Source organism: Blastomonas sp. 34TW, assembly GCF_059803595.1.
Genome location: NZ_JAPFGW010000006.1, coordinates 199,188 through 221,810, shown reverse-complemented (window position 1 = coordinate 221,810; position 22,623 = coordinate 199,188). Strand labels below are relative to the sequence as shown.

The 22,623-nt window shown below is 65.4% G+C and carries 21 protein-coding genes and 1 riboswitch; of the genes, 9 read left to right on the top strand and 12 right to left on the bottom strand.

Going from position 1 to position 22,623, the window contains the following annotated elements; translation table 11 throughout:
- Nucleotides 1-70: 70 nt before the first annotated feature.
- The 5 genes from OPU69_RS10220 to OPU69_RS10200 all read left to right on the top strand — a co-directional run bounded on the left by OPU69_RS10220 (nucleotide 71) and on the right by OPU69_RS10200 (nucleotide 6,372).
- On the top strand, nucleotides 71-1,267 hold the full coding sequence (locus OPU69_RS10220) for a thiolase family protein (RefSeq protein ID WP_060980295.1): 1,197 nt from the start codon (nucleotides 71-73) through the stop codon (nucleotides 1,265-1,267).
- Between the two features lie 76 nt (nucleotides 1,268-1,343).
- Nucleotides 1,344-1,532: riboswitch (cobalamin riboswitch) on the top strand.
- Nucleotides 1,533-1,683: 151 nt separating this feature from the next.
- On the top strand, nucleotides 1,684-3,576 hold the full coding sequence (locus OPU69_RS10215; RefSeq protein ID WP_498510787.1) for a TonB-dependent receptor plug domain-containing protein: 1,893 nt from the start codon (nucleotides 1,684-1,686) through the stop codon (nucleotides 3,574-3,576).
- Between the two features lie 128 nt (nucleotides 3,577-3,704).
- On the top strand, nucleotides 3,705-4,616 hold the full coding sequence (locus OPU69_RS10210; RefSeq protein ID WP_498510785.1) for an ABC transporter substrate-binding protein: 912 nt from the start codon (nucleotides 3,705-3,707) through the stop codon (nucleotides 4,614-4,616).
- Nucleotides 4,613-5,602 carry a FecCD family ABC transporter permease gene (locus OPU69_RS10205; RefSeq protein WP_498510783.1) on the top strand — a complete coding sequence of 330 codons (990 nt, stop codon included), beginning with the start codon at nucleotides 4,613-4,615 and terminating at the stop codon, nucleotides 5,600-5,602. The genes OPU69_RS10210 and OPU69_RS10205 overlap by 4 nt, the downstream gene beginning before the upstream one ends.
- Complete coding sequence (locus OPU69_RS10200) at nucleotides 5,599-6,372, top strand: ABC transporter ATP-binding protein (protein ID WP_498510781.1); 774 nt, start codon at nucleotides 5,599-5,601, stop codon at nucleotides 6,370-6,372. Before OPU69_RS10205 ends, OPU69_RS10200 begins: the two co-directional genes overlap by 4 nt.
- A 6-nt stretch (nucleotides 6,373-6,378) precedes the next feature.
- On the opposite strand, the gene OPU69_RS10195 is transcribed toward OPU69_RS10200, so the two are convergent.
- The 7 genes from OPU69_RS10195 to hisG form a co-directional block, all read right to left on the bottom strand.
- Nucleotides 6,379-7,266, bottom strand: a complete 888-nt coding sequence (locus OPU69_RS10195) for a cupin-like domain-containing protein (RefSeq protein WP_060980303.1) — start codon at nucleotides 7,264-7,266, stop codon at nucleotides 6,379-6,381.
- Nucleotides 7,259-8,482, bottom strand: a complete 1,224-nt coding sequence (locus OPU69_RS10190) for a GNAT family N-acetyltransferase (RefSeq protein WP_498510779.1) — start codon at nucleotides 8,480-8,482, stop codon at nucleotides 7,259-7,261. Before OPU69_RS10190 ends, OPU69_RS10195 begins: the two co-directional genes overlap by 8 nt.
- A gap of 184 nt (nucleotides 8,483-8,666) precedes the next feature.
- Nucleotides 8,667-10,799, bottom strand: coding sequence for a sodium-translocating pyrophosphatase (locus OPU69_RS10185; protein ID WP_498510777.1), 2,133 nt, complete (start codon nucleotides 10,797-10,799; stop codon nucleotides 8,667-8,669).
- A 142-nt stretch (nucleotides 10,800-10,941) separates the two neighbouring features.
- Nucleotides 10,942-11,865 carry a thiamine-phosphate kinase gene (thiL, locus tag OPU69_RS10180; protein ID WP_498510775.1) on the bottom strand — a complete coding sequence of 308 codons (924 nt, stop codon included), beginning with the start codon at nucleotides 11,863-11,865 and terminating at the stop codon, nucleotides 10,942-10,944.
- 118 nt (nucleotides 11,866-11,983) lie between these two features.
- Nucleotides 11,984-12,430 (bottom strand): transcription antitermination factor NusB, encoded by a 447-nt coding sequence (nusB, locus tag OPU69_RS10175; RefSeq protein ID WP_060980287.1) that lies wholly within the window; start codon nucleotides 12,428-12,430, stop codon nucleotides 11,984-11,986.
- A 10-nt stretch (nucleotides 12,431-12,440) separates the two neighbouring features.
- Nucleotides 12,441-13,730, bottom strand: a complete 1,290-nt coding sequence (gene hisD, locus OPU69_RS10170) for a histidinol dehydrogenase (protein ID WP_498510773.1) — start codon at nucleotides 13,728-13,730, stop codon at nucleotides 12,441-12,443.
- The gene (gene hisG, locus OPU69_RS10165; RefSeq protein WP_060980285.1) at nucleotides 13,727-14,392 is read right to left on the bottom strand and encodes an ATP phosphoribosyltransferase; all 666 of its coding nucleotides are present in this window, start codon (nucleotides 14,390-14,392) and stop codon (nucleotides 13,727-13,729) included. Before hisG ends, hisD begins: the two co-directional genes overlap by 4 nt.
- A 38-nt stretch (nucleotides 14,393-14,430) precedes the next feature.
- On the opposite strand from hisG, the gene OPU69_RS10160 reads away from it, so the two are divergent.
- A complete protein-coding gene (locus tag OPU69_RS10160) occupies nucleotides 14,431-15,477 on the top strand; it encodes a DUF2332 domain-containing protein (RefSeq protein ID WP_498510771.1) in 1,047 nt (348 codons plus the stop codon).
- 118 nt (nucleotides 15,478-15,595) lie between these two features.
- Here the strand turns inward: OPU69_RS10160 and OPU69_RS10155 are convergent, their stop codons facing one another.
- Nucleotides 15,596-16,363 carry a hypothetical protein gene (locus OPU69_RS10155; RefSeq protein WP_498510769.1) on the bottom strand — a complete coding sequence of 256 codons (768 nt, stop codon included), beginning with the start codon at nucleotides 16,361-16,363 and terminating at the stop codon, nucleotides 15,596-15,598.
- Nucleotides 16,364-16,966: 603 nt separating this feature from the next.
- Nucleotides 16,967-17,347, bottom strand: a complete 381-nt coding sequence (locus OPU69_RS10150) for a VOC family protein (protein WP_498510767.1) — start codon at nucleotides 17,345-17,347, stop codon at nucleotides 16,967-16,969.
- 158 nt (nucleotides 17,348-17,505) lie between these two features.
- Here OPU69_RS10150 and OPU69_RS10145 point away from each other — a divergent pair, with 158 nt between their 5' ends.
- Complete coding sequence (locus OPU69_RS10145) at nucleotides 17,506-18,639, top strand: hypothetical protein (protein ID WP_060978435.1); 1,134 nt, start codon at nucleotides 17,506-17,508, stop codon at nucleotides 18,637-18,639.
- On the opposite strand, the gene OPU69_RS10140 is transcribed toward OPU69_RS10145, so the two are convergent.
- From OPU69_RS10140 to OPU69_RS10130, 3 genes are all read right to left on the bottom strand, one after another.
- A complete protein-coding gene (locus OPU69_RS10140) occupies nucleotides 18,636-19,526 on the bottom strand; it encodes an alpha/beta fold hydrolase (protein WP_498510765.1) in 891 nt (296 codons plus the stop codon). The two genes, OPU69_RS10145 and OPU69_RS10140, sit on opposite strands and share 4 nt — an antisense overlap.
- A gap of 158 nt (nucleotides 19,527-19,684) precedes the next feature.
- The gene (locus tag OPU69_RS10135) at nucleotides 19,685-20,581 is read right to left on the bottom strand and encodes a pirin family protein (protein WP_498510763.1); all 897 of its coding nucleotides are present in this window, start codon (nucleotides 20,579-20,581) and stop codon (nucleotides 19,685-19,687) included.
- Nucleotides 20,578-20,865: a BolA family protein gene (locus OPU69_RS10130; RefSeq protein WP_060978438.1), complete on the bottom strand. Its 288-nt coding sequence runs from the start codon at nucleotides 20,863-20,865 to the stop codon at nucleotides 20,578-20,580. The genes OPU69_RS10135 and OPU69_RS10130 overlap by 4 nt, the downstream gene beginning before the upstream one ends.
- Between OPU69_RS10130 and OPU69_RS10125 the strand changes: the two genes are divergently transcribed.
- Both OPU69_RS10125 and cobS read left to right on the top strand, forming a co-directional pair.
- Entirely contained in the window at nucleotides 20,864-21,583 is a 720-nt protein-coding gene (locus OPU69_RS10125; RefSeq protein ID WP_081097185.1) for a J domain-containing protein, read from the top strand. The two genes, OPU69_RS10130 and OPU69_RS10125, sit on opposite strands and share 2 nt — an antisense overlap.
- 45 nt (nucleotides 21,584-21,628) lie before the next feature.
- Complete coding sequence (cobS, locus tag OPU69_RS10120) at nucleotides 21,629-22,621, top strand: cobaltochelatase subunit CobS (RefSeq protein ID WP_060978439.1); 993 nt, start codon at nucleotides 21,629-21,631, stop codon at nucleotides 22,619-22,621.
- Nucleotides 22,622-22,623: the final 2 nt, after the last annotated feature.

Genomic DNA, 22,623 nt, shown 5'->3' with positions numbered 1-22,623 from the left:
CCAAGCCTCTTGCAATCGCGCTGGCCCTAGGGGAAGGCGCTTTCACCACATTCGAAAAGGGACTCATGCCATGACCGCATTTTCCGCCGCCGATCCCGTCGTCATCGTCTCCTATGCGCGCACGCCGATGGGCAGCTTCCAGGGTTCGCTCTCGGGCGCCAGCGCCACCGATCTCGGCGCGACTGCCGTCAAGGCGGCGGTCGAGCGGGCTGGGGTTTCGGGCGATGCGATCGAGCGCATCTATATGGGTTGCGTGCTGCCGGCTGGGCTAGGCCAGGCCCCGGCGCGCCAGGCCGCGCTCAAGGCCGGCCTGCCGCAATCGGTCGAGGCGACCACGGTCAACAAGATGTGCGGCAGCGGCATGCAGGCGACGATCATGGGGGCAGAGGCGCTGGCCTCGGGCTCGGTCGATCTGCTGGTGGCAGGTGGTATGGAGAGCATGACCAATGCGCCCTATCTGCTCACCAAGCATCGCGGCGGCGCGCGCATTGGCCATGACCGGGTGATGGATCACATGTTCCTTGACGGACTCGAGGACGCGTATGAACCCGGCCGCGCGATGGGCAGCTTTGCCGAGGAAACCGCAGGCGAATATCAGTTCACCCGCCAGGACCAGGACGATTATGCCATCGCCTCGCTGACCCGCGCACAGAAGGCGCAGAGCTCGGGCGGCTTCGACCGCGAGATCGTCCCCGTCGAGATCACCGGCCGCAAGGGCACCGAGACGATCGACAAGGACGAACAGCCGCTCAAGGGCGACGCGTCGAAGATCCCGAGCCTGAAGCCGGCGTTTGCCAAGGACGGCACGATCACCGCTGCCAATGCCTCGTCGATCTCCGACGGTGCAGCGGCGCTGGTTCTGACCCGCCAGAGCGTGGCCGACAGGCTGGGCCTCAAGCCCGTCGCGCGGATCGTGTCGCACGCCGCCCACGCGCACGCGCCGGCGCGCTTCACCACCGCGCCGGTCGATGCCAGCCGCAAGGCGCTGGAAAAGGCGGGCTGGAGCGTCGACGATGTCGACCTGTTCGAGGTCAACGAGGCGTTCGCCTGCGTGTCGATGATCGCGATGCGCGACCTCGGCATCCCGCACGACAAGATCAACGTGCATGGCGGCGCGACCGCACTTGGCCACCCGATCGGCGCGAGCGGTGCGCGAATCATCGCCACGCTGGTTTCCGCCCTGCAGACACATGGCGGCAAGCGCGGTCTCGCATCGCTCTGCATCGGCGGCGGCGAGGCGACGGCGGTTGCGGTCGAGCTGATCTGATCCCCTGAAGCCCGGCCTGTCAGCAGGGCAGGCCGGGGCTTTTGTAAGGCCGGATTGACAAGCCTGCCCAAATCCAGCAATTGCGCATCCAGATGGTTCCTCCCTTAGCCGGGGGGCGAAGAGGGAAGCCGGTGCAAATCCGGCGCTGTGCCCGCAACTGTCAGTCGGGAGCCGACGGCCACTATGTCACTGGGAGCGATCCCGGGAAGACGGCCCGAGGCGATGATCGACGAGCCAGGAGACCTGCCATCGCGTCGTTCATCCGGGGGCCGGGTCCAGCCTGTTCGGATGGGAAAGTTTTTTCCTTCGTAACGACATGCCACAGGCCATAGTCGCGTCCGGGAGCGATCCCGGCGGGCCTTAATGTCGTTCATCTGCCCTTCCGCTTCGGCGGCGGCTGGGGCTGAGGGAAAACCGTGTCCAAATTCATCCGCAGTTTCACCGTGTCCGCGCTTGCTCTGGCCGTGGCCACGCCGCTCCATGCGCAGTCTGCCACCGACGACCAGGACGACGATATCGTCGTCTCCGCCAGTCGCATCGTCCAGAAGCGGAGCGAGACCGGCCAGTCGATCACCGTGGTCGACAAGGAAGAGCTCGACCGTCGCCAGACCCAGGTGCTGAGCGACGTGCTGCAGACGCTGCCCGGCATCAGCGTTGCGCGCAACGGCGGCCCCGGCGGCACCACCAGCGTGTTCATCCGCGGCGGCGACAGCTCGCAAACTCTGGTGCTGGTCGATGGCGTCCGCATCAACGATCCGTCGTCGCCCTCGGGGGCGTTCGATTTCAGCTCGATCCTCACCGGCAATATCGGATCGGTTGAGGTGCTGCGTGGACCCAATTCGGTGATCTGGGGCAGCCAGGCGATCGGCGGCGTCATCAACATTACCACGATCGAACCGAGCGAGGGGCTGCAGGCCAATGCGCGCGGCGAATATGGCTATCGTGACACCGGCCAGCTTGTCGCCAGCGTCTCGGGCAAGACCGGAATCGTTTCGGGGTCGCTGGGCGGCAGCTACTTTCGCACCGATGGCATTTCCGCCTGGGATGAGCGGCGCGGCGCGACCGAAAAGGACGGGTTCGAGAACCTGACGCTCAACGGCAAGCTGCGCGTCGCCTTCAGCGATGCGATCAGCCTCGACCTGCGCGGCTTCTATACCGATGGCGAGACCGAGTTCGATAATCCGCCTGCCGATACGCTGCCGGTGACCGACAACCGCCAGTTCGTGGGCTATGCGGGGCTCAATGTCGCGCTATTCGACGGCCGGTGGCGCAATCGCTTTGCCTATACCCGCACCGACATCAAGCGCATCACCACCGATCCCACCCCCGGATCGTTCAACCCCGCACGAGCCAAGGGCACGCTCGACCGATTCGAATATCAGGGCGTTGCCGATGTTGCCGACGCGCTAACCCTGGTGTTCGGCGTGGAGCACGAACAGAGCGAGGCGAGCACCTTCTTCCCCTCGTTCAACACTGCGCCGGATGTCAGTGACGTGCACATGACCAGCTATTACGGCCAGGCCATCGTGCGACCGCTCAAGGGGCTGACCGTCACCGGCGGCGTGCGCGTCGACGACCAGCAGGTGTTCGGCAGCAAGACCAGCCTGGGCGGCAATATCGCCTATACGCCCAATGACGGCGATACCGTGATCCGCGCGACCTATGCCGAGGGTTTCCGCGCCCCGGCGCTCAGCGAGCAACTCGCCGCATTCGGCAATCCCGATCTGCGCCCCGAAACAGCGCGCAGCTATGATGCGGGGATCGAACAGTCGCTGATCGACGGCAAGCTCCGCGCGCAGGCGACCTGGTTCCGCCGCAATACCGAGGACCTTATCGTCTTTTCTTCGGCGACGTTCAGCCTCGAGAATATTGCGGCGGCGCGGGCGCAAGGCGTGGAGCTTGGCCTGTGGATGCAGCCGGTGCCCAATTTCACCGTGCAGGCACAGTACAGCCTGGTCGATACCGAGAACCGCTCGCGCGAAGCGGACTTTTCGGGCCGGGTCAATTTCGGAAACCGGCTCGCGCGGCGCGCCAAGGACAGCGCCTCGGTGCTTGTCGACTGGAAATCCCCCTGGGGGCCGGCGCTGGGCGCGACCTTCCTGATGGTCGGCGACACGTTCGACGATGTCGCCAACACCGTGCGGCTCGACAGCTATGTCCGCGTCGATCTGCGCGCTAGCTGGAGCATCTCGGACAATCTGGAAGTCTATGGCCGGGTCGAAAACCTGTTTGACGAGGCGTACCAGACCGCGTTCAATTATGGCGTGCCCGGACGTGCGGGCTATGCGGGGGTCAGGTTGAAGATGTGATGTCAAGGGTTCTCCCCCCTTTCTCCGTTTGTCCCGAGCGAAGTCGAGGGACGTGCGCGCATCGGTTGTGCAAGGTCCCTCGACACGCTCGGGACAAACGGTTGGGGGTGGGCGCTTTGTTGCTCGCCATGTGCAGCATCCTCACCGCCTGCTCGCTGGGCAAGGCCGCGACACCCGCACCACTCGAACCTCCGGTTCGGGCGATGCGGGTCGTGAGCCTCGATTATTGCGCGGATCAATATGTGCTGAAACTTCTCGGACGGGATCGCATTCTCGCGCTCTCGCCCGATGCGACGCGCGATTTCTCGTACATGCGCGAGACGGCAAAAGGCATGCCCAAGGTTGCCCCGCGCGCCGAGGACGTGCTGGTGCTCAAGCCCGATCTGGTCGTGCGCAGCTATGGCGGCGGCGCGGATGCGGGTGCGTTCTTCGCGCGCGCCGGGGTGCCGGTGTTGCAGCTGGGCTATGCCGAGGATCTGGCGGGCGTGCGGCGCGTGCTGATCGAGACCGCCGGACAGCTGGGCGAGCGGGCGCGGGGCGAGCGGATCGCCCGCGAGATGGATGCGCGGGTGGCTGCACTTAGACACCCATATCCGTTTGTCCCGAGCGAAGTCGAGGGACGTGATCGCCCAGGGTTGCGCGCAGGTCCCTCGACTTCGCTCGGGAACGCGGAGAGGATGAATAAAAAAGGCGGCCCAACCCTGCTCTATGCCACCCCCGGCGCGGTCACCACCGGACCCGGATCGCTGATCCATGAACTCATCGAACTCGCCGGATACCGCAATTTCCAGACCGAGCCCGGCTGGCAACCGCTGCCGCTCGAGCGGCTGGCCTATGAAAAGCCTGATCGCGTCGCGGTCGCCTGGTTCGGACGGCGCGACTACAATCCCGATCAGTGGAGTGCGGCACGGCATCCGTTGATGCGCACGGCGAGCGAACATCCAATCATCGGGCTTGAAGGCGCATGGACCGCGTGCGGCGGCTGGTTCGTGCTCGACGCCGCCGAGGCGATGGCGCGGGCCAGAGGCGCACAGCTATGACCCGCACACGCTGGCTGATCCCAGGACTGGTCGTCGGGATCGTGATCGCGCTGGTCGCGGCCTGTCTGCTTGGATCTGTCCCGCTGCCGCCCGCGCGCATGGCGGCGGCTTTGCTGGGCATGGGCGAGCCGGGCGACATGCTCGTCGTGTGGCAGGTACGGCTGCCGCGGGCGCTCGCGGCGCTGGTCGCAGGCGGCGCATTGGGGCTGAGCGGCGCGGCGCTGCAAGGCCTGCTCCGCAATCCGCTGGCAGAGCCCGGCGTGCTCGGCGTTTCCGCGATGTCGGCGCTGTTTGCGACCGTGGCGCTGTTCTACGGGCTTGCAGCCCTCATGCCGTTCGCGCTGCCGCTGGCGGCGATTGCCGGCGCGCTGGCGGCGACCGCGATCATCGCCTGGGCGGCGCCGCGTACCCGGTCGGTGGTGACGCTGATTCTGGTCGGGGTCGGCATTGCCAGCTTCTCGGGGGCGATCATGTCGCTGCTGATGAACCTTGCTCCCAATCCCTTCACGCTCGCCGACATGGTCACCTGGATGATGGGGTCGGTCGCCAATCGCAGCCTCGATGATCTCGCGCTCACCAGCCCCTTCATTGCCGCCGGTGCAGCGCTGCTGATAGCGGCGCGGCGCGGGCTGACAGCACTGGCGCTGGGTGAGGAAGCGGCGGCCGGCGTCGGGCTTGATGTCGCGCGCCAGCGGATGCTGGTCGTGCTCGGCGCAGGGCTGGCGACCGGCGGCGCAGTGGCGCTGGCGGGCGCGATCGGCTTTGTCGGCATTGTCGCGCCGCATCTGGTGCGCCCCTGGGTCGGGCACGATCCCGCGCGCGTGCTGGTGCCGAGCGCGCTGCTCTCCGGGCTGATCCTGATCCTCGCGGATATCACGGTGCGGATTATCCCCGGCGATACCGAGCTGAAACTCGGCGTGGTCGCCGCCTTGATCGGCGCGCCGGTGTTCGTGATGATCGCGATCCGGCGGGGAGCGGTACGATGAGCGAGGCGGGTCTGAACGTCACCGAGGCGAGCCTTTCGATCAGAGGAGCGCGCTTGCTCAATCAGGCTTCGCTGGCGCTGAATCCCGGCGAACTCGTGATTCTGCTCGGCCCCAATGGCGCGGGCAAGACCAGCCTGTTGCGCGTCGCGCTGGGCCTGGCGCGCGCCGATAGCGGCATGGCCACGCTGGCGGGACGAGACCCTGGCGTTCTGACCCCGACCGAACGCGCCCGCGCTGTGACCTATCTCCCGCAGATGCGCGATCTCGCCTGGCCGATCCGGGTGCGCGATGTGGTCGCGCTTGGCCGCTTCGCTTATGGTGCGGCGCCTGCCAGGCTGGCCGAGGCGGACACCATTGCAGTCGCGCATGCGCTCGCGGCCTGCGATCTTCTGGCGCTGGCCAACCGCGCCACCGAGACGCTGTCCGGCGGTGAACTGGCGCGGGTGCATATCGCCCGCGCGCTCGCCTCGCAGGCCCCGCTGATGGTCGCCGACGAGCCCGTCGCCTCGCTCGATCCGCGCCATCAGCATCAGGTGATGCGGCTGATCCGCAGCTTTGTCGATCGCGGCGGCGGTGCGCTGGTCGTGCTGCACGATCTCGATCTGGCCGCGCTGTTTGCCGATCGGCTGGTCTGGATGAGCGAAGGCCGCACGCTCGCCAGCGGTAGCGTCGCCGAGACGATGACCCCGCACTGGATCGAGGCGATTTATGGCATCCACGCCACTGTCACCCAGAGCGATGGCGCGATCCGGGTGCTGGTGGGCCGATAAGCGGCGTCAGTCGAGCCCCAGCTTGCGCAGCGCGCGATAGCCGTAGGATTTCACCAGATTGTTGACCGGATAGCGGCGCGGCGGCGAGGGGCGGAAGCCATATTTGCGCAGCACGCTGTTCATCGCATGCGCGTCGGTTTCGGCATAGCTCCACTCCGAACGCCAAGTGATCGACAGCGAGATCGAGGGCTTGTCGCCATTGCGCACATAATGCGGTGCCATCACCGGCACGAAGATCGCCTGGCCGGGTTCTAGCCGATAGTCGGTGCCGTGCGGCGCAAAGCCATCGTCCCAGGGCAGGTTGCGCGGGCCGCCGCCCGAATGATAGGCCTCATGCGCTTCCGGCGCGGCAAAGCGCGGGTCGCCTGCCGGGAACACCGTCATCGTCTTGGTGCCGCGCAGCTGCAGCAGGATGTTGTGCTCGGGATCGAAATGATAGGGCGTCATCGATCCGGGCGAAGAGACGAAGATGAAGCCTTCGGGCCGCAGCATGGCTCCGGTGGTCTTGTCGGTGACGTCGCGCAGCTCGGCGAGCAGGCTCATCAGAAGGTCGCGATAGGCGGGCACCTGCTCGATATTCTTGAGCACGCACCAGCTGTTGGCGCTGTCGATGCCGCGGATCGTCTCGCCGATGCTGAGGCCGGTCTTGGGCACGTCTTCGGGGCGGATGCCGATGGGCAGGTCGCCGCGATTATACTCGAGCGATTTCTCCGGCAACGCCTCGCCCAGTTGCGCGAGCGATTCCAGCTCCATCAGCGGATGCTGCAACAGCCCGTGGTTAAGGATATGCGCGGTTTCCGGATAGCACAGCGCGAAGCGTGCCTTGGCATCGTCGGTGAATACGCTCCCGGTGGTGGTCCGGGAAAAACCGGCGGGGTGCGGCTGGTCAGTCATCGTCATTCTCCATCGGAGAGGAAGGGGCAGGCGCCGGGGCGCTGGCCGCGCGGCGGCGGTCCATGAAGCGTTCGCCCTGGCGGAAGGCGGCAAACAGAGCAGGGCGGCCAAAGCCCCTGAGGCCGACCGAAACACGCGCGACATGCCGACGTTCGGCCCAGAGACTGTCGATCATCGGATGGCCTTCGGCGGCGCAGCTGTCCATCCAGGCGAGATCATGGTCGCGCAATATGTCGAGATTGTCGATCTGCAACAGCACGCCGGGCGAATAGCGCGCAAAATCCTCATCGAACGCGGTCTTGAACGAGAAGCCGCCCGGCGGGCTGAGGAAATTGACCAGCATCGCCAGCGGCTTGCCGTCGAGCCGCATTGCGATCAGGTGCAGCTTGCCCGCTTCATGCGCGCGGTGCGTCGCATCGAGGAACAGCGCACGCGTTTCGGGATGGTCGGCGAGCGCCGAGCCGTTGCGACCCTTCCAGCCCGCCTGTTCGAGCGCGAGAAACTCGGCCAGCCAGGCATCGAGCCCGGCATCGCCTGTACCCTGAACGGTCTCGACCGTACCGAGTTCGGCGAGCCGGTTGCGCAGACGTGCGATTTCCTTGCGCTTCTTCTTGCGCACCACCGCCTCGTAATAGGCCTGCCCTGCCATGGTGGTGGCGAGCATCGCGCGTTCTTCGGCGAGCACAATGTCGCATGCGCGGCGCTGATCGCGACAGAGCTGTTCGAGCGCCACGAAGACCGGGCCGTCGGTGGCAATGCCGTGCAGATGGAGGAACAGCCCGGCGTCCATCCGACCGTCGAGATCCGAAAGCAGCGCCTGCCAGAAGCCGCGTTCGTGCCCCGGCTTCACCAGCGGCGTGCCGAGAAAGCAATTGGGATGCCGCCAGTTCTGGCCGTGCGGCACCGGCCATCGTCCGTAATAAGGTTCGCGCGCGATCGGCATCAGTCCGACGAGCTGGCCGTTATCGGTCAGCGCAGCGATCCGCGCGCGCTTGAGCGCATCGCAATGCTGGATCGCGGGAACAAGATAGTCCGGGGCATGAAAAAAATTGGGTTCGCTCGCGTGATCGGCGAGGCGGTGCCAGGCGGACAGGAACGCAGGATCGAGCCTCAGAGGATCGAGCAGGGCGACTCGCAAGGCCGGAGCCGCCTGTTTGGCGCCGGGCGATCCAGCCATGACAAGGCCCTGATCCATGCCGTATTCGCATTCCTGCATCAGCCCGCGACGATCGCGGCCCCCCGCAGATGCTATAGGCAGCGAATGCAAAACAACAGCTTAAGTGAAATGGTTAACCCGTTAAGCGCGCCGCTTCATCGGGGCGGCAGCCCAAGAAAAAGCCCCGCCAGGCGCGAAGCCAGCGGGGCCAGTTGTCGTTCAGATCGAAAGGCTATCGCATAGGTTAGCCCGCTGCAAGCGCCGCGAGCAACAAAAGTGCGACGATGTTGGTGATCTTGATCATCGGATTGACCGCCGGGCCCGCCGTATCCTTGTACGGATCGCCCACGGTATCGCCGGTCACCGCCGCCTTGTGCGCGTCCGATCCCTTGCCGCCATGGTGGCCGTCCTCGATATATTTCTTGGCATTGTCCCAGGCGCCGCCGCCGCTGGTCATCGACAGCGCGACGAACAGGCCGGAGACGATCACGCCGAGCAGCAGCGCGCCCAGCGCGGCAAAGCCGTTGGCCTGGCCCGCCACGGCAGTGATGACGAAATAGACCACGATCGGCGCCAGCACCGGCAGCAGCGAGGGGATGATCATCTCCTTGATCGCGGCCTTGGTGACGAGGTCGACAGTGCGGGCGTAGTTCGGCTTGGACGTACCCGCCATGATGCCGGGATTGGTGCGGAACTGCTCGCGCACTTCCTCGACCACCGATCCTGCCGCGCGGCCCACTGCGGTCATGCCCATCGCGCCAAACAGATAGGGCAGCAGCGCGCCGAGCAGCAGCCCGACGATGACGTACGGGTTGGACAGCGAGAAATCGACCGGTACGTCAGGGAAGAATTCCTTGAGGTCGGTCGTGTACGCGCCGAACAATACCAATGCGGCCAGGCCTGCCGAACCGATGGCATAACCCTTGGTCACCGCCTTGGTGGTGTTGCCCACCGCATCGAGCGCATCGGTCTTCTCGCGCACGCTGTCGTCCAGCCCTGCCATCTCGGCGATGCCACCGGCATTGTCGGTTACCGGGCCATAGGCATCGAGCGCCACGACCATGCCCGCCAGTGCGAGCATCGCGGTTGCGGCAAAGGCGATGCCGACGATCCCTGCCAGCTGATAGGCGATGATGACCGCGACGACGATCAGCAGCGTCGGCAGCGCGGTCGCCTCGAGGCTGATCGCCAGTCCCTGGATGACATTGGTGCCGTGCCCGGTTTCCGATGCCTTGGCGATCGACTGGACCGGGCGATAGTTGGTGCCGGTATAATATTCGGTAATCCAGATGATGAGCCCGGTCACGGCCAGCCCGACCAGCATGGTGAGGTACAGGTCCATACCGGTGAAGGTTCCGGGGCCTGCGGCATCGGCGGTCTTCATCGCATAGGCGGTGTTCATGCCGACCACGGCGTCGGTGACGAAATAGAGCAGGATCGCCGAAAGGATCGCCGTCACCGCAAAGCCCTTGTACATCGCGCCCATGATCGATCCGCCCGATCCCAGCCGGACGAAATAGGTGCCGATGATCGAGGTGATGACGCAGAGGCCACACAGGCCGAGCGGCAGGCCGACCAGCGGCAGCAGCGCGGCATCGTCGCCCGCCACCAGCAGCGCGATGGCGACCATGGTGACGCCGATGGTGACGACATAGGTTTCGAACAGGTCGGCGGCCATGCCGGCGCAATCGCCGACGTTGTCGCCCACGTTGTCCGCGATTACCGCAGGGTTGCGCGGATCGTCCTCGGGAATGCCTGCCTCGACCTTGCCGACCAGGTCCGCGCCGACATCCGCCGCCTTGGTGAATATGCCGCCGCCCAGACGCGCGAAGATCGAGATCAGCGACGCGCCGAAGGCGAGGGCAACGAGGCCGTTGACGATGTTGCGGTCCTCGGGATCGCTCAGGCCATGGCCCGCTATGGCATAGAGATAATAGAAATAGCCTGCGGTCGCGAGCAGGCCGAGGCCCGCCACAAGCATTCCGGTGATCGCACCCGCGCGAAAGGCGAGGGTGAGGCCCGCCTGAAGCGAGGTGCTCGCCGCCTGTGCGGTGCGCATGTTGGCGCGCACCGAGATGTTCATGCCGATATAGCCCGCCACGCCCGAAAGCACCGCGCCGAGCACGAAGCCGATGGCGGAGACGGGGTTGCCGAACTTGTCGAGAAGCGCCCAGACCAGCACCAGCATCACGATGCCGACAATGGCGATGGTACGATATTGACGTCCGAGATAGGCCTGCGCGCCCTCCTGGATCGCCGCGCCAATCTCCTGCATCCTCGCGTTGCCGGGCGATTGGCTCAAAACCTGTCTGCTGGTGAAAATGCCATAAAGGACTGCGACCACCCCGCAAAGGATGGCAATCAAGACCACGTTCATGCGTCGCTCTCCCAAAAAGCGATGGCCTCTCGGCCGAACAGGCGATCACCGCGCCCTTGATGAACGTCAGCGTCCCCCGCGCATAGGTATAAGCGGGTGTTGCAATCGTGCAACTTAATAAAGTTAGGAGGTGGCTGGCCTCTCAGCCGTGCAGCCAGCCCAGTTTTTCGGGATTTTCGACCGGCATGCCGTTCCAGGTCAGGGTGAGCCCTTCGCCCTCGGCAAAGCCGCCGATGCGCGTGGCGGGAACCGGCAGATGCGCTTCGGCGTCGGCGGCGAACAGCAGTTGATAGTCGTCGCCGCCGGAGGCAGCGGCGAGCGCGGCGGCCTGGTCGCTGCCGATCGTGGCGACGAAATCGGGCGAGAGCGGGACCTGCGTCAGGTCGATTCGCACGGCCAGGCCCGAGGCCCGCGCCATGCGCGCGGCATCGATCAGCAGCCCGTCGGACACATCCATCATCGCACGCGCGACCTGGGCAAGCAGGGGGCCATCGACGAGCCGTGCCTGCGGCCTGCGATAGGCGGTGACGAGCGATGCCGGTTCGGTCTTGCCCGCCTGGAGCAGGCTCAACCCAGCCCAGCCATCGCCGATGGTGCCGGTGACGAACAGCCCATCGCCCGCCAATGCGCCCGCGCGCGAAGGCGGCACGGGGACCGAGGGCAGGCCGATCGCGGTCAGCGACAGCACGCGCGCCTGCCCTGCAGGCACGCTGACGGTATCGCCACCAATCAGCAGCATGGCATGATGGTCGAGCGCGGCCTTGAGACCCTCGGCAAACGCCGCGTCCCACCCCGCATCGCGCGACAGGCTGTGCCCCGTCAGGCAGGCGAGCGGGGTTGCGCCCTTGGCGGCAAGGTCCGAGGCGTTCACTGCGACCAGCTTCCACGCGATATCCGCCGGCGGATCGTCGGGCAGGAAATGCACGCCCTCGACCAGCATGTCCTTGGTCAGCACCATCGCCTGCTTGCCGATGGTGAGCACCGCCGCATCGTCATCGAGCCCGCGCGCCGCCGGATCGGTGGCGATGGTGCGGAGCAGGTCGATAAAACCGGGTTCGGTGGTCATGCGGACTTGGCCCTTGTACCTTACGTTCGGGGCAAACAGACGGGTGGTGAGGCTCGGCTCGAGCTTATCCCGTTTGTCCCGAGCGAAGTCGAGGGACGTTTGCGCGACCTGGCGTCAATTAACGCCGCACATCCTTGGCAATCCCGTCGAGCAGGCCATTGGCGAAGCGCGTGTCCTTGGCGTCGAAGAACGCGTGCGCGACGTCGAGATATTCGTTGATGACGCTGCCGACCGGCACGTCGGGCCGCGCGAGCAGCTCGTACGTCCCGGCGCGCAGGATCTGGTGCAGCGTGCGGTCGATGCGACCCAGCGACCAGCCCTCGGCCAGCTTGCCCTCGATCAGGCCGTCGATCTCTTCCAGCCGCGCCGCCGTACCCTTCACGATATCGTCGAAGAACGCGACATCGGCCTCGGCGTACTGCTCGTCCTCGATTTCCGCGCCAAGCCGGTGCTGGTGGAATTCGTGGAGCAGCTGCGCGACCGGGGTCTTTTCCATCGTGTGCTGGTAGAGCGCCTGGACGGCGGCAAGCCGTGCGGCGGAGCGGGAGCGGGATTTCTCGTTCATATCGTTTCCATCAGGTCAGCCGGCGCCGGACGCTCTCGGCATGGGCGGGCAGGCCCTCCATCTCGGCGAGCGCGACCGCAGCGGGACCGATCGCGGCAAGGCTGGCGGGGTCGAGCTGGATGAAGCTGGTACGCTTCATGAAGTCGAGGACCGAAAGCCCGGAGGAAAAGCGCGCGCGCCGTCCGGTGGGCAGCACATGGTTGGGTCCGGCGACATAATCGCCCACCGCCTCGGGCGTGTGCCGACCGAGGAACACGGACCCTGCGTGCCGCACCTTGGCGAACAGCGCTTGCGGATCGTCGACCGCGAGCTCGAGATGCTCGGCGGCGAGCCGGTTGACCAGCGGCATCGCGTCTTCGAGGCTGTCGACCACGATGATCGCGCCATTGTCTTCCCACGCCTTGGTCGCGACCTTGCGCGTCGAGAGCGCGGCGAGCTGCACGCCGACGGTGTCCGCGACAATATCGGCAAAGCCCGCGTCATCGGTGAACAGGATCGACTGGCTGGTCGGGTCATGCTCCGACTGGCTGAGCAGATCGGCGGCGATCCATTCGGGATCGTTCTTGCCATCGGCGACGACCACGATTTCGGACGGCCCCGCGACCATGTCGATGCCGACCACGCCATAGAGCTGGCGCTTGGCTTCGGCGACCCAGGCATTGCCGGGGCCGGTGATGACATCGACCGCGCGGATTTTCTGCGTGCCATAAGCGAGCGCGGCGACCGCATGGGCGCCGCCGATGCGCCAGATCTCGTCCACCCCGGCGAGATGCGCGGCGGCGAGCACCAGCGGGTTGACCTGGCCCTTGGGCGTCGGCGTCACCACGACCAGCCGCTCGACCCCGGCGACCTTGGCGGGAATGGCGTTCATCAGCAGCGAGGAGGGATAGGCCGCACGACCGCCGGGCACGTACAGCCCCGCCGCATCGACCGCGCTCCACCGCGCGCCGAGGCGCACGCCCGCTGCGTCGGTATAATCGCGATCCTCGGGCAGCTGCGCCTCGTGATAGGCGCGGATGCGGTTCGCGGCGAGATCGAGCGCGGCGCGAAGGTCGTCCGACAGCGCGGCATAGGCCTCGGCGCACGCGTCCTTGCCGATGCTCCAGCCATTGCCGTCGAGGCTATGGTCGTCGAAGCGCGCGGTATAGTCGGCCAGCGCCGCATCGCCGCGCGCCTTCACATCGGCGATGATCGCGGTGACGTCGCGGCTGACCTCGACATCGCTCTCGCGCCGACCACGCACCAGCCTGTCGAACGTCTGGGCGAAATCCTTGTCGCGTGTGGAAAGACGAAGCGTCATGCGGCCTGCCTGCGTTCTGCGGCCAGATCGCGGAAGGCGGACATCAGCGGACCCAATCTGGCATGGTCCTTTTTCAGCGCGGCGCGGTTGACGATGAGCCGGGCCGAGACCTGGGTGATGACTTCGGTTTCCACGAGGCCATTGTCCTTCAATGTGCGTCCCGACTCCACCAGATCGACGATCCGCCGCGACAGGCCGAGCGAGGGCGCGAGTTCCATCGCGCCATTCAGCTTGACGCATTCCGCCTGCACGCCCTGCCGCTCGAAATAGCGGCGAGTGATATTGGGATATTTGGTTGCGACGCGGATATGCGAGGGGCGCGGCTGGTTGCTCGCGGCTTCCTCTGCAGGCTCTGCGACCGACAGGCGGCAATGGCCGAAATTGAGATCGACCGGCGCATACAGGTCCGAATAATCGAACTCGTCGATCACGTCCGATCCGACAATGCCGATCTGCGCCGCGCCATGCGCGACGAAGGTCGCGACATCGAAGGCGCGCACGCGGATGATGTCCATGTCCGCGCGGTTGGTGCCGAAACGCAGCGACCGGTTCTTGGGATCGTGAAATTCTGCCGAGGGCATGATACCCACCCGTTCGAGCACGGGCAGGGCATCGTCGAGGATGCGCCCCTTGGGCACGGCAAAGATCAGCGTATCGGCCATGGCCGCGGCATGTAGGGCCAAGCAGGGCAAAGGGCAATATGAACCGGACAGAGGAAATCATCAGCGGCATCGCCTTTCAGGCCGAACATGTCGAACAGAACGGCGCGCCCGCCACCGCCCGGCTGTGCCGCGCGCAGATTGCGCTGATGCAGGGAGACAGCGCCTGCGGTCGCCGGATCGCTGCCTGGCCGGGCCATGTGCTGACCGATGCGATGCCGCTCAGGTTCACCGGCGGGCTGCACCATCTGTTCCGCAAGGGGGAGGTGCCCGAACTGGGGCCGGTCTATGCGGGAGAAGTGACCGAACAGTGCGCTGTGGATGCGATCGTCGCGGCGGTCGTGGATCGCCACGATGCTGAATTGCTCCCCTGGTTCGATGGCCCGCCGCAGACCAACGAGGCGGGGCGCTCGGCAAGCTTCGTCGCGGCGCTGCACTGGCTGGCGAGCCGCACCACGGACCGGTTCGAGCTCAACGAGATCGGGTCAAGCGCGGGGATGAACCTGCTGATCGACCGTTATGGCTATGATCTGGGCGGCGTTCGCTCCGGCCCGGCGGATGCGCCCTGCGTGATCGCGCCCGAATGGCAGGGCCCGCCGCCGCCCGATACGCCTTTCCGCATCGAGGCGGTGCGCGGCTGCGACCTCAACCCCATCGACGTGCGCGTGCGCGCCGCTGCCGATCGGCTGATGGCCTATATCTGGCCCGAGGCCGAGGCCCGGTTCGTGCGGATGGAAGCAGGCATCGCGATGATCCGCGCGCACGGCGTCGATCTGGTGCAAGCCGACGCCGCCGACTGGATCGCAGCGCGCCTCGCCGAACCGCAAGAGGCCGGCGTCACCCGCGTGCTGATGCACTCGATCGTTTGGCAATATATCCCGGAGGGTCGCCAGGCGATGATCGAAGCCGCGATGGCCGAGGCGGGAGCGAAAGCGACGTCCGAGCGCCCGCTGGCATGGGTTTCGCTGGAAACCAACCGTGCGACCTTTCGGCACGAACTGAAGGTGCGGTTCTGGCCGGGGGGCGGGGAGGCGCAGTTGCTCGGCGAAGCGCAGGCGCATGGGGTCTGGGTGCGGTGGTTGGGGTGAGGGGGCGGAGGGGTTGTGCGGAAATTGGGGTCGAATTCATATCTAGCCTGTGATCAGACTTGAGAGGCGAGCCGCTACTCATCAAAGCCGAGTGAAGCAGTGGTGATGACCTACATGTTCAAAGCTCTTTGCCGAGAAATAATGCTTCGTTGAGTTGCTGACCGGACGGTAAGTTGCTGTCCGTAATAATTTTCAACAGGGAATTGCGTAGCAGAACGAAGGTTCGAAGCAGGTGCTCGACGTCGGAGTTCCGCGAAGTATGTGCGGCAACGGAGCGGGCGTCGTATAGCTCTCTCACCTCATTGAACATTGCTAGCCGATCTGGGCCAGGCGCTGCGAGAAATGTCGCCAAGTTTGAAGCGATCCTGAAGCGAATTTCACTGCGACTTCCCTGCGCGAAAAGTTCTTCCAGCGCGCCCCAAGCCAGAAGCAAAGCGGATGAAGTGCGTCCATTGACAGTACAGGCATCGAGAGCTTCCAAGGCACCTGCAAGTCTGCGGTCCTTGTTCATCAATTCGGCCGTTCTAGGCCAAACTGATTTAACCCAGCCTAACTCGTCCTCACGGATCTCCGCGAGCTCAGAGGTTCCGACAGAAACAATGCGCCCCTCGACTTCGACGGGCCGCAGCAGCGGCTCATGCCCGTGTATCGCAGCCACACTGAAAGCCTGGTCAGAGAAAACGGGCATTATGAGGTACGCGTAGCGCGCAAGCCTCAAGAGTGAGGCTATCAGCCGCGCAATTTGCTCGGCGTCAAAACCAGCCGGAAATTTTTGTCGGAGAGGGACCGATATCTCGACTTCGATGTCCCAGGCGAACCCCCCTTTGGCTAAGCGCAAGGGTCCGGGGTGGGCTTGCCCGGGAGCGGCGCGCTGAAAAGCCATCATCGGTGCCGCGAAAAGGTGCGCATATGCTGACCTTAACATCACACCATGCCCCAGATCGAATGGCTGTCCATTGTATCGGACCTGTGAAAGGCCCGCAAAGATGTGAGTGTCAGGTACGGGTTCAATCATTCAGAATAGTCTAAACCAAACTCACAAACTCACAAATCGCTGAATAACACAGGATGGTATGTTTATCATCAAATGGACCGCATGCGCAAAAAACTGGATAGCTCCTAATTGCAAACCACGTGGACGTCGCTTGCCAACGGTGAGCGTTGCACTGTTCAAAAAACGACCAACCTCCGCTCAGCCTGAGCTTGTCGAAGGCCCCGCGCCCAAGCGTCCGGCATCAACCGTTCTCCGGCGAAAGCCGGAGTCCAGGGCGGTCTGGTGCCATCTCGCTTCTGGATTCCGGCTTTCGCCGGAAAGCGGCGGAGGGGGGGCAACCGGTTGCGCGGGGCCTTCGACAGGCTCAGGCTGAGCGGGGTTGGGTTATTGGGTGTGGGCCTGTAACCCCGGTGCCTGCTGGGGCCAAAGGCTGGGTTGGATGGCCCGGGCGAGTCCGGTTGCGTCGTCTGCCGGAGCCTTGCCATGCACCCCCATCTATTGCGTCGCCACCCACCAGATCGTGCCGGCCGGATCGCGGAAGCCGCCGCGCAGGTCGTCGTCATCGGCTTTGCGCTCGGGTTCGCGCACCACCTCGGCGCCGGCGGCCAGCGCGCGGTCGTAGACAGCTTGCGCGTCGGGCACGTACAAGTGCAGGTGCACCTCGCCCGAGCGATATTCGGTCGCGCCGCCGCCGACCATGACGATGCTGTCGTCGATCCGCAATTCGGCGTGCATCAGCGATCCGTCCGCTCTGTCGAAGCGCCGCTCGACGCTCGCGCCGAACACCGTGGCGAGAAAGGCGATCAGCGCGTCCGGATCGGCACAGATCAGATAGGGGCTGAGGCTGGGATAGGTGGCGGGCTTCCAGTCGGGCATGGCGTGGCTCCCTTGCGCTGGTGCCAGTTTACACGTCCTTAGCTTCGCGCGCCATAGACAGGCGCGGCTGTCACCATAAAGACGCCGATGCGCGCTAGTCGGCAATCTCAGGAATGCGATGAACTTTCATCGCGCTGCCATGAGGATGTCGCAGACCGATGAACAGCCTGCCACCCGCAGCGCAGTTTTCGCCCGATGCCCTGGCGCTGCGCGATCCCGATGCGGCGCTGTTCGTGGATCGCTTGCAGGCGCTGGGCAGCCGCGCGCTCATCGCCAATATCGAGGCCGAGGCGTTTGTCGAACAGGCGGACGGTCACACGCTGCCGGTGCTCGTCACCGATGGCGCGATCGGCACCAGCTATGTCGCCGCCCCGCACAGCGCCTATGCGCTCTATCCGCGCGCCGAGCTCGACCTGGTCGATATGGGCTCGATGCGCGGGCCTGCCACCCTCGCCATTGCGGCGGCAGACGGTATGCTGCGCGCGCTCGCCATCAACCGCGCCGTGCAGATCGACAACTGGTTGCTTTCTACCTGCCTGCACGGAGACTGGAACGGCGAGGGACTGACCGATCTGCGGCAGCGACTGGCGACGCGTTATCCCGGCCATTATCTGCTGATCCGCTCGGTCGATGAATGGTCGTGCCCCGAGCTGACCGCAGCGCTGCGCGCCGATGGCTGGCTGCTGCTGCCCTGCCGCCAGATCTGGGTGACCGATGACTTGCAGCGCGACTGGGCGGTGCGCAAGAGCGTGAAGAATGACGGGCGCAAGCTGGCGCAATCGGGTCTGGCGATCGAGGATGTCACCGTGCTGGGCAACGCCGATGCTGCGCGGGTCGCAGAGCTTTACGCGATGCTCTACATCGCCAAATACTCCGCGCTAAACCCGCAATATGGCCCGCGCTGGATGCAGCTGGCGGTCGAATGCGGGCTGTTCCATCTGCGGGTCGCGCGGGATGCCAGCGGGCAGATCATGGCGGCGGTGGGGATTGTTGCACGCGGCGGCATCGCGACCAATCCGATGATGGGATATGATATGGGGCGTCCGCAGTCGGACGGCCTGTATCGCATCGCATCCTGGCTGGTCGGCGATTTCGCGCTGCGCCATGGCCTGAGGCTGCACGGATCGGCCGGCGCAGGGCATTTCAAGCAGCAGCGCGGCGCGCGCAGCGAGATCGATTACATGGCGATCCATGCAGCGCACCTGCCTGCTACCCGCCGCTGGCCGCTCAAGGGCATCGCCGCCGCGCTCGAAACGCTGGCGGTGCCGCAGCTCAAGCGGCGGATGCTCTAGTCGGCGAGGAAGTCTTCCATCGCCGCGATCAGCGTTTCGGGCGATTCCCAGGGCACGAAATGGCCGCCGGGCGCTTTTACCAGCTTGAGATCGGGCACCAGCGTTTCGATGCCGTCGAGCAGCGAGGGGCGCAGGGCGTAATCGTCCATCGCCCAGTAGAGCAATGTCGGCTGCGTCACCGGCGGGAAGGGGCGCGAGAGATAGGCGGGGCGCTCGACCTCTCCATTCACCGGGGGCACGATCAGCGGGCTGGCGCGATACCAGTTGACCATCGCGGTAAAGGCGCCCGGGGTCTGCCATTGTGCAAGGTAGATCGCGCGCTCCTCGGGCGTGATGTGCACCGCGGCGCTCGGCTCGGCAAAGCGCGAATCGAAATAGGCGTCCCAGCCCATGGCGCGCACCTTGGTCTCGAAATCGGGCTGCCGCATCTCGGTGATATACTGCGCGGACATGCGCTGGTCGGGATCGTCGAACAGCGCCTTTTGATAGGTGAACGGGTGCGCGGCATTGGCCATGATCAGCCGCGTGATGCGATCCGGGTGGTTGAGCGCCGCCATCCAGGCAATCGCGCCGCCCCAGTCATGTCCGACGAGCGTGAACGTATCGATGCCCAGATGATCGGCCAGCGCCATCAGATCGGCTACCATGTGCTTGGGCTGGTAGTTCTCGACCCCTTCGGGCTTGGAAGAGTTGCAGAAGCCGCGCTGGTCGGGCGCGATGAGCCGGTAGCGGTCCTGGAAGTGCCGCATGACATAGCGCCAGGTGCGGTGCGATTCGGGAAAGCCGTGGAGCAGGATCAGCGGCGGGGCGTCCTCGGGCCCAGTGATGGCGACATCGAGCTCGACCCCGGTCGGCAGCGCGATGCGGGTGAGGGGCAAGTCGGTCATGCGGCGGCTCTCCGTTTTTTGTCTGCGCGCCAACCTTAAGCAATCGCTTAAATCTCGTCACCCCCGCACAGGCGGGGTCCCGCTTGTTCCTAACCCGGCAGCAGGAAAGCGGGATTCCCGCGTTCACGGGAATGACGGGAAATTCAAGGAAATGGCGGCTAGGTCCGACCCCTGGTCAGCGGCACTTCGGGAATGGGGATGAATTCCTGTTCGTCGCCAGGCACCTTGGGGAAGGCGCCCCGGTTCCAGCGCTCTGCCGCATCGCGGATGCGCTCGTTCGATGAGCCGACGAAATTCCACCAGATATGCCGTTCCGAGGCGAAATCCGCGCCGCCCAGCAGCATCGCGCGTCCGCCGCCGATGCTCTCCAACTTGGGCTTCGCTCCCGGCGCGATCAGGTAGAGCAGATAGGGTTCGAGCGGTAGGCCATCGATTGCGGCGTCCCCCTGAACCAGCATCACCGCACGCTCGTCCGCCTCGCTGTCGATCGGGATGGCGCCGCCCGGTTGCAGCACGATGTCCGCATAAATGGTCGGGCTGTGGCAGGTGGTTTGTGCGGTCGTGCCCCAGAGCGAGCCCATAATGACACGCGCGCTGGCCTTGCCGTCGTCGATCATCGGCAGCGCGTCGCAGCCGATATTTTCGAACGCCGGCTCTGCATCTTCCAGCGCATCGGGCAGCGCCAGCCAGGTCTGCATGCCGAACAGCTTCGCACCCGTCGCCATTTCGCTCGCCGGGCTACGCTCCGAATGGACGATGCCGCGCCCGGCGGTCATCAGGTTCACATCGCCGGGATGGATGGTCTGGAAGGTGCCAAGCGAATCGCGATGGTCGATGCCGCCGGTGAACAGATAGGTGACCGTGGCCAGCCCGATATGCGGATGCGGGCGGATGCCGAGATCGCGCCCGATATCGAGCTGGGCCGGGCCGAACTCGTCGACGAAGATGAACGGCCCCACCATCGCGCGCTTCTTCTGCGGCAGCGCGCGGCGCACGGTAAAGCCGCCCAGATCATGGCTGGTGGGGAGGAGGGTGAGGGCGAGGGGGCTGGTCATGCCTCGCCCGGCGCGCGCGCCTTGATCGCCAGCGCATGCACCTTCTGACCCGGCAGATCGCCGAGCGCGCTGTTGACCATGCGCTGGCGTTCGAGCCGCGACTTGCCCTGGAATGCAGCGCTCTCGATCTCGACTGTGAAGTGCGATTCGCCGCTGCCGTCATCGCCCATATGGCCGCTGTGCTTGGCGCTGTCGTTGATCACGTCGAGCCGGACGGGCGAGAGCGCCGCCGTCAGCCGGGTTTCGATTTCGCTGGCCATCGGCCCCTTGGTTTTCGTCGTCATGCGCACCTATATAGGCCGCTCTCCGCCCATTGGCGAGGCGGTGCACTCATGGGATTGGCAGCAGGTTTTGGCAGATAGCGGCAACTCGAGCCAGGATGGCGGCAGCGCACGGCGGCGCACCCGGTTTCATGGCCGGGTCGAAGGGACAGGCAGGCGCTGCGATTGGGCCGGGTGCCAGGAAGATGGCGAATTTCGCGCGCCCCCTGCAGAGGAATCGCGTCACGGATCACGCTTCGACGGGCCGGGCCGCTATCGCTGGTTCTGCCTCGACCACATCCGCGAATTCAACGAACGCTACAATTTCTTCGCCGGGATGAGCGCGGAGGAGATCTACGAGGCGCAGCGGCCGACTGCGGGATGGGACCGCGAGACTCGCGCCTTTGCGGCGGGTGCGGGCCAGACCCCGCGCTGGGGCGACTTTGCCGATCCTCTCGATGCCATCGGCGCGCGTTTCCGCCAGAATATGGCCGACCGCGCCCGCGCTGCGGCAGGCACTGCCCGGGCGCAGCAGCGCGGATTGTCGTCGGCCGACCAGAATGCGCTGAAGACGCTAGGGCTTGGCGCGGATGCGACGCGCGCGACGATCCGCAAGGCCTATTCGCAGCTGGTGCGTACCTATCACCCGGATCGCAATGGCGGTGACCGCAGCCACGAGAAAGCCTTGCAGGAGGTCATCGCCGCCTATACGCACTTGCGCAAACTTGCCGCCTTCGCCTGATTGGGTGGAGCGCCCCTTCGACGACTCAGACCACCGGATAACGCCATGACCGATATTTCGAACACCCAGCCCGACAGCCGCGATGGCACTCTGCTCGATGCGCCCGACAAGATGGTCAATGCGCGCGAGGTGTTCGGCGTCGATATCGACATGCAGGTTCCCGCGTTCAGCGAGGCCGACGAGCGCGTGCCCGATCTGGACCCCAGCTATGTGTTCGACCCTGAAACCACGCTCGCAGTGCTGGCAGGGTTCGCGCATAATCGCCGCGTGATGGTGCAGGGCTATCACGGCACCGGCAAATCGACGCATATCGAGCAGATCGCCGCGCGCCTCAACTGGCCGTGCATCCGCATCAACCTCGATGCGCATATCAGCCGTATCGATCTGGTCGGGCGCGATGCCATCGTGCTGCGCGATGGCAAGCAGGTCACCGAATTCCGCGAAGGCCTGCTCCCCTGGGCGCTGCAGACACCGACCGCTCTGGTGTTCGACGAATATGATGCGGGCCGCCCCGACGTGATGTTCGTGATCCAGCGGGTGCTGGAGACCGAGGGCAAGCTGACGCTGCTCGACCAGAACCGGGTGATCCGCCCCAACCCCTATTTCCGCCTGTTCGCCACCGCGAACACCGTGGGCCTGGGCGATACCAGCGGGCTGTATCACGGCACGCAGCAGATCAACCAGGGCCAGATGGACCGCTGGAACATCGTTTGCACGCTGAACTATCTGCCTGCAGAGACCGAGGCCAAGGTCGTGCTCGCCAAGGTCGGCGAGACCGATCCCAAGGTGGTCAAGAACATGGTCAAGGTGGCGGACCTCACCCGTCAGGGCTTCATCAACGGCGACATCTCGACCGTGATGAGCCCGCGCACGGTGATCAGCTGGGCCCAGAATGCCGCGATCTTCCACAATATCGGCTTCGCGTTCCGCCTGTCGTTCCTCAACAAGTGCGACGAGGCCGAACGGATGCTGGTCGCGGAATATTACCAGCGCGTGTTCGGCGAGGACCTGCCGGAGAGCATCGTCGGCCGGGGGTGAGC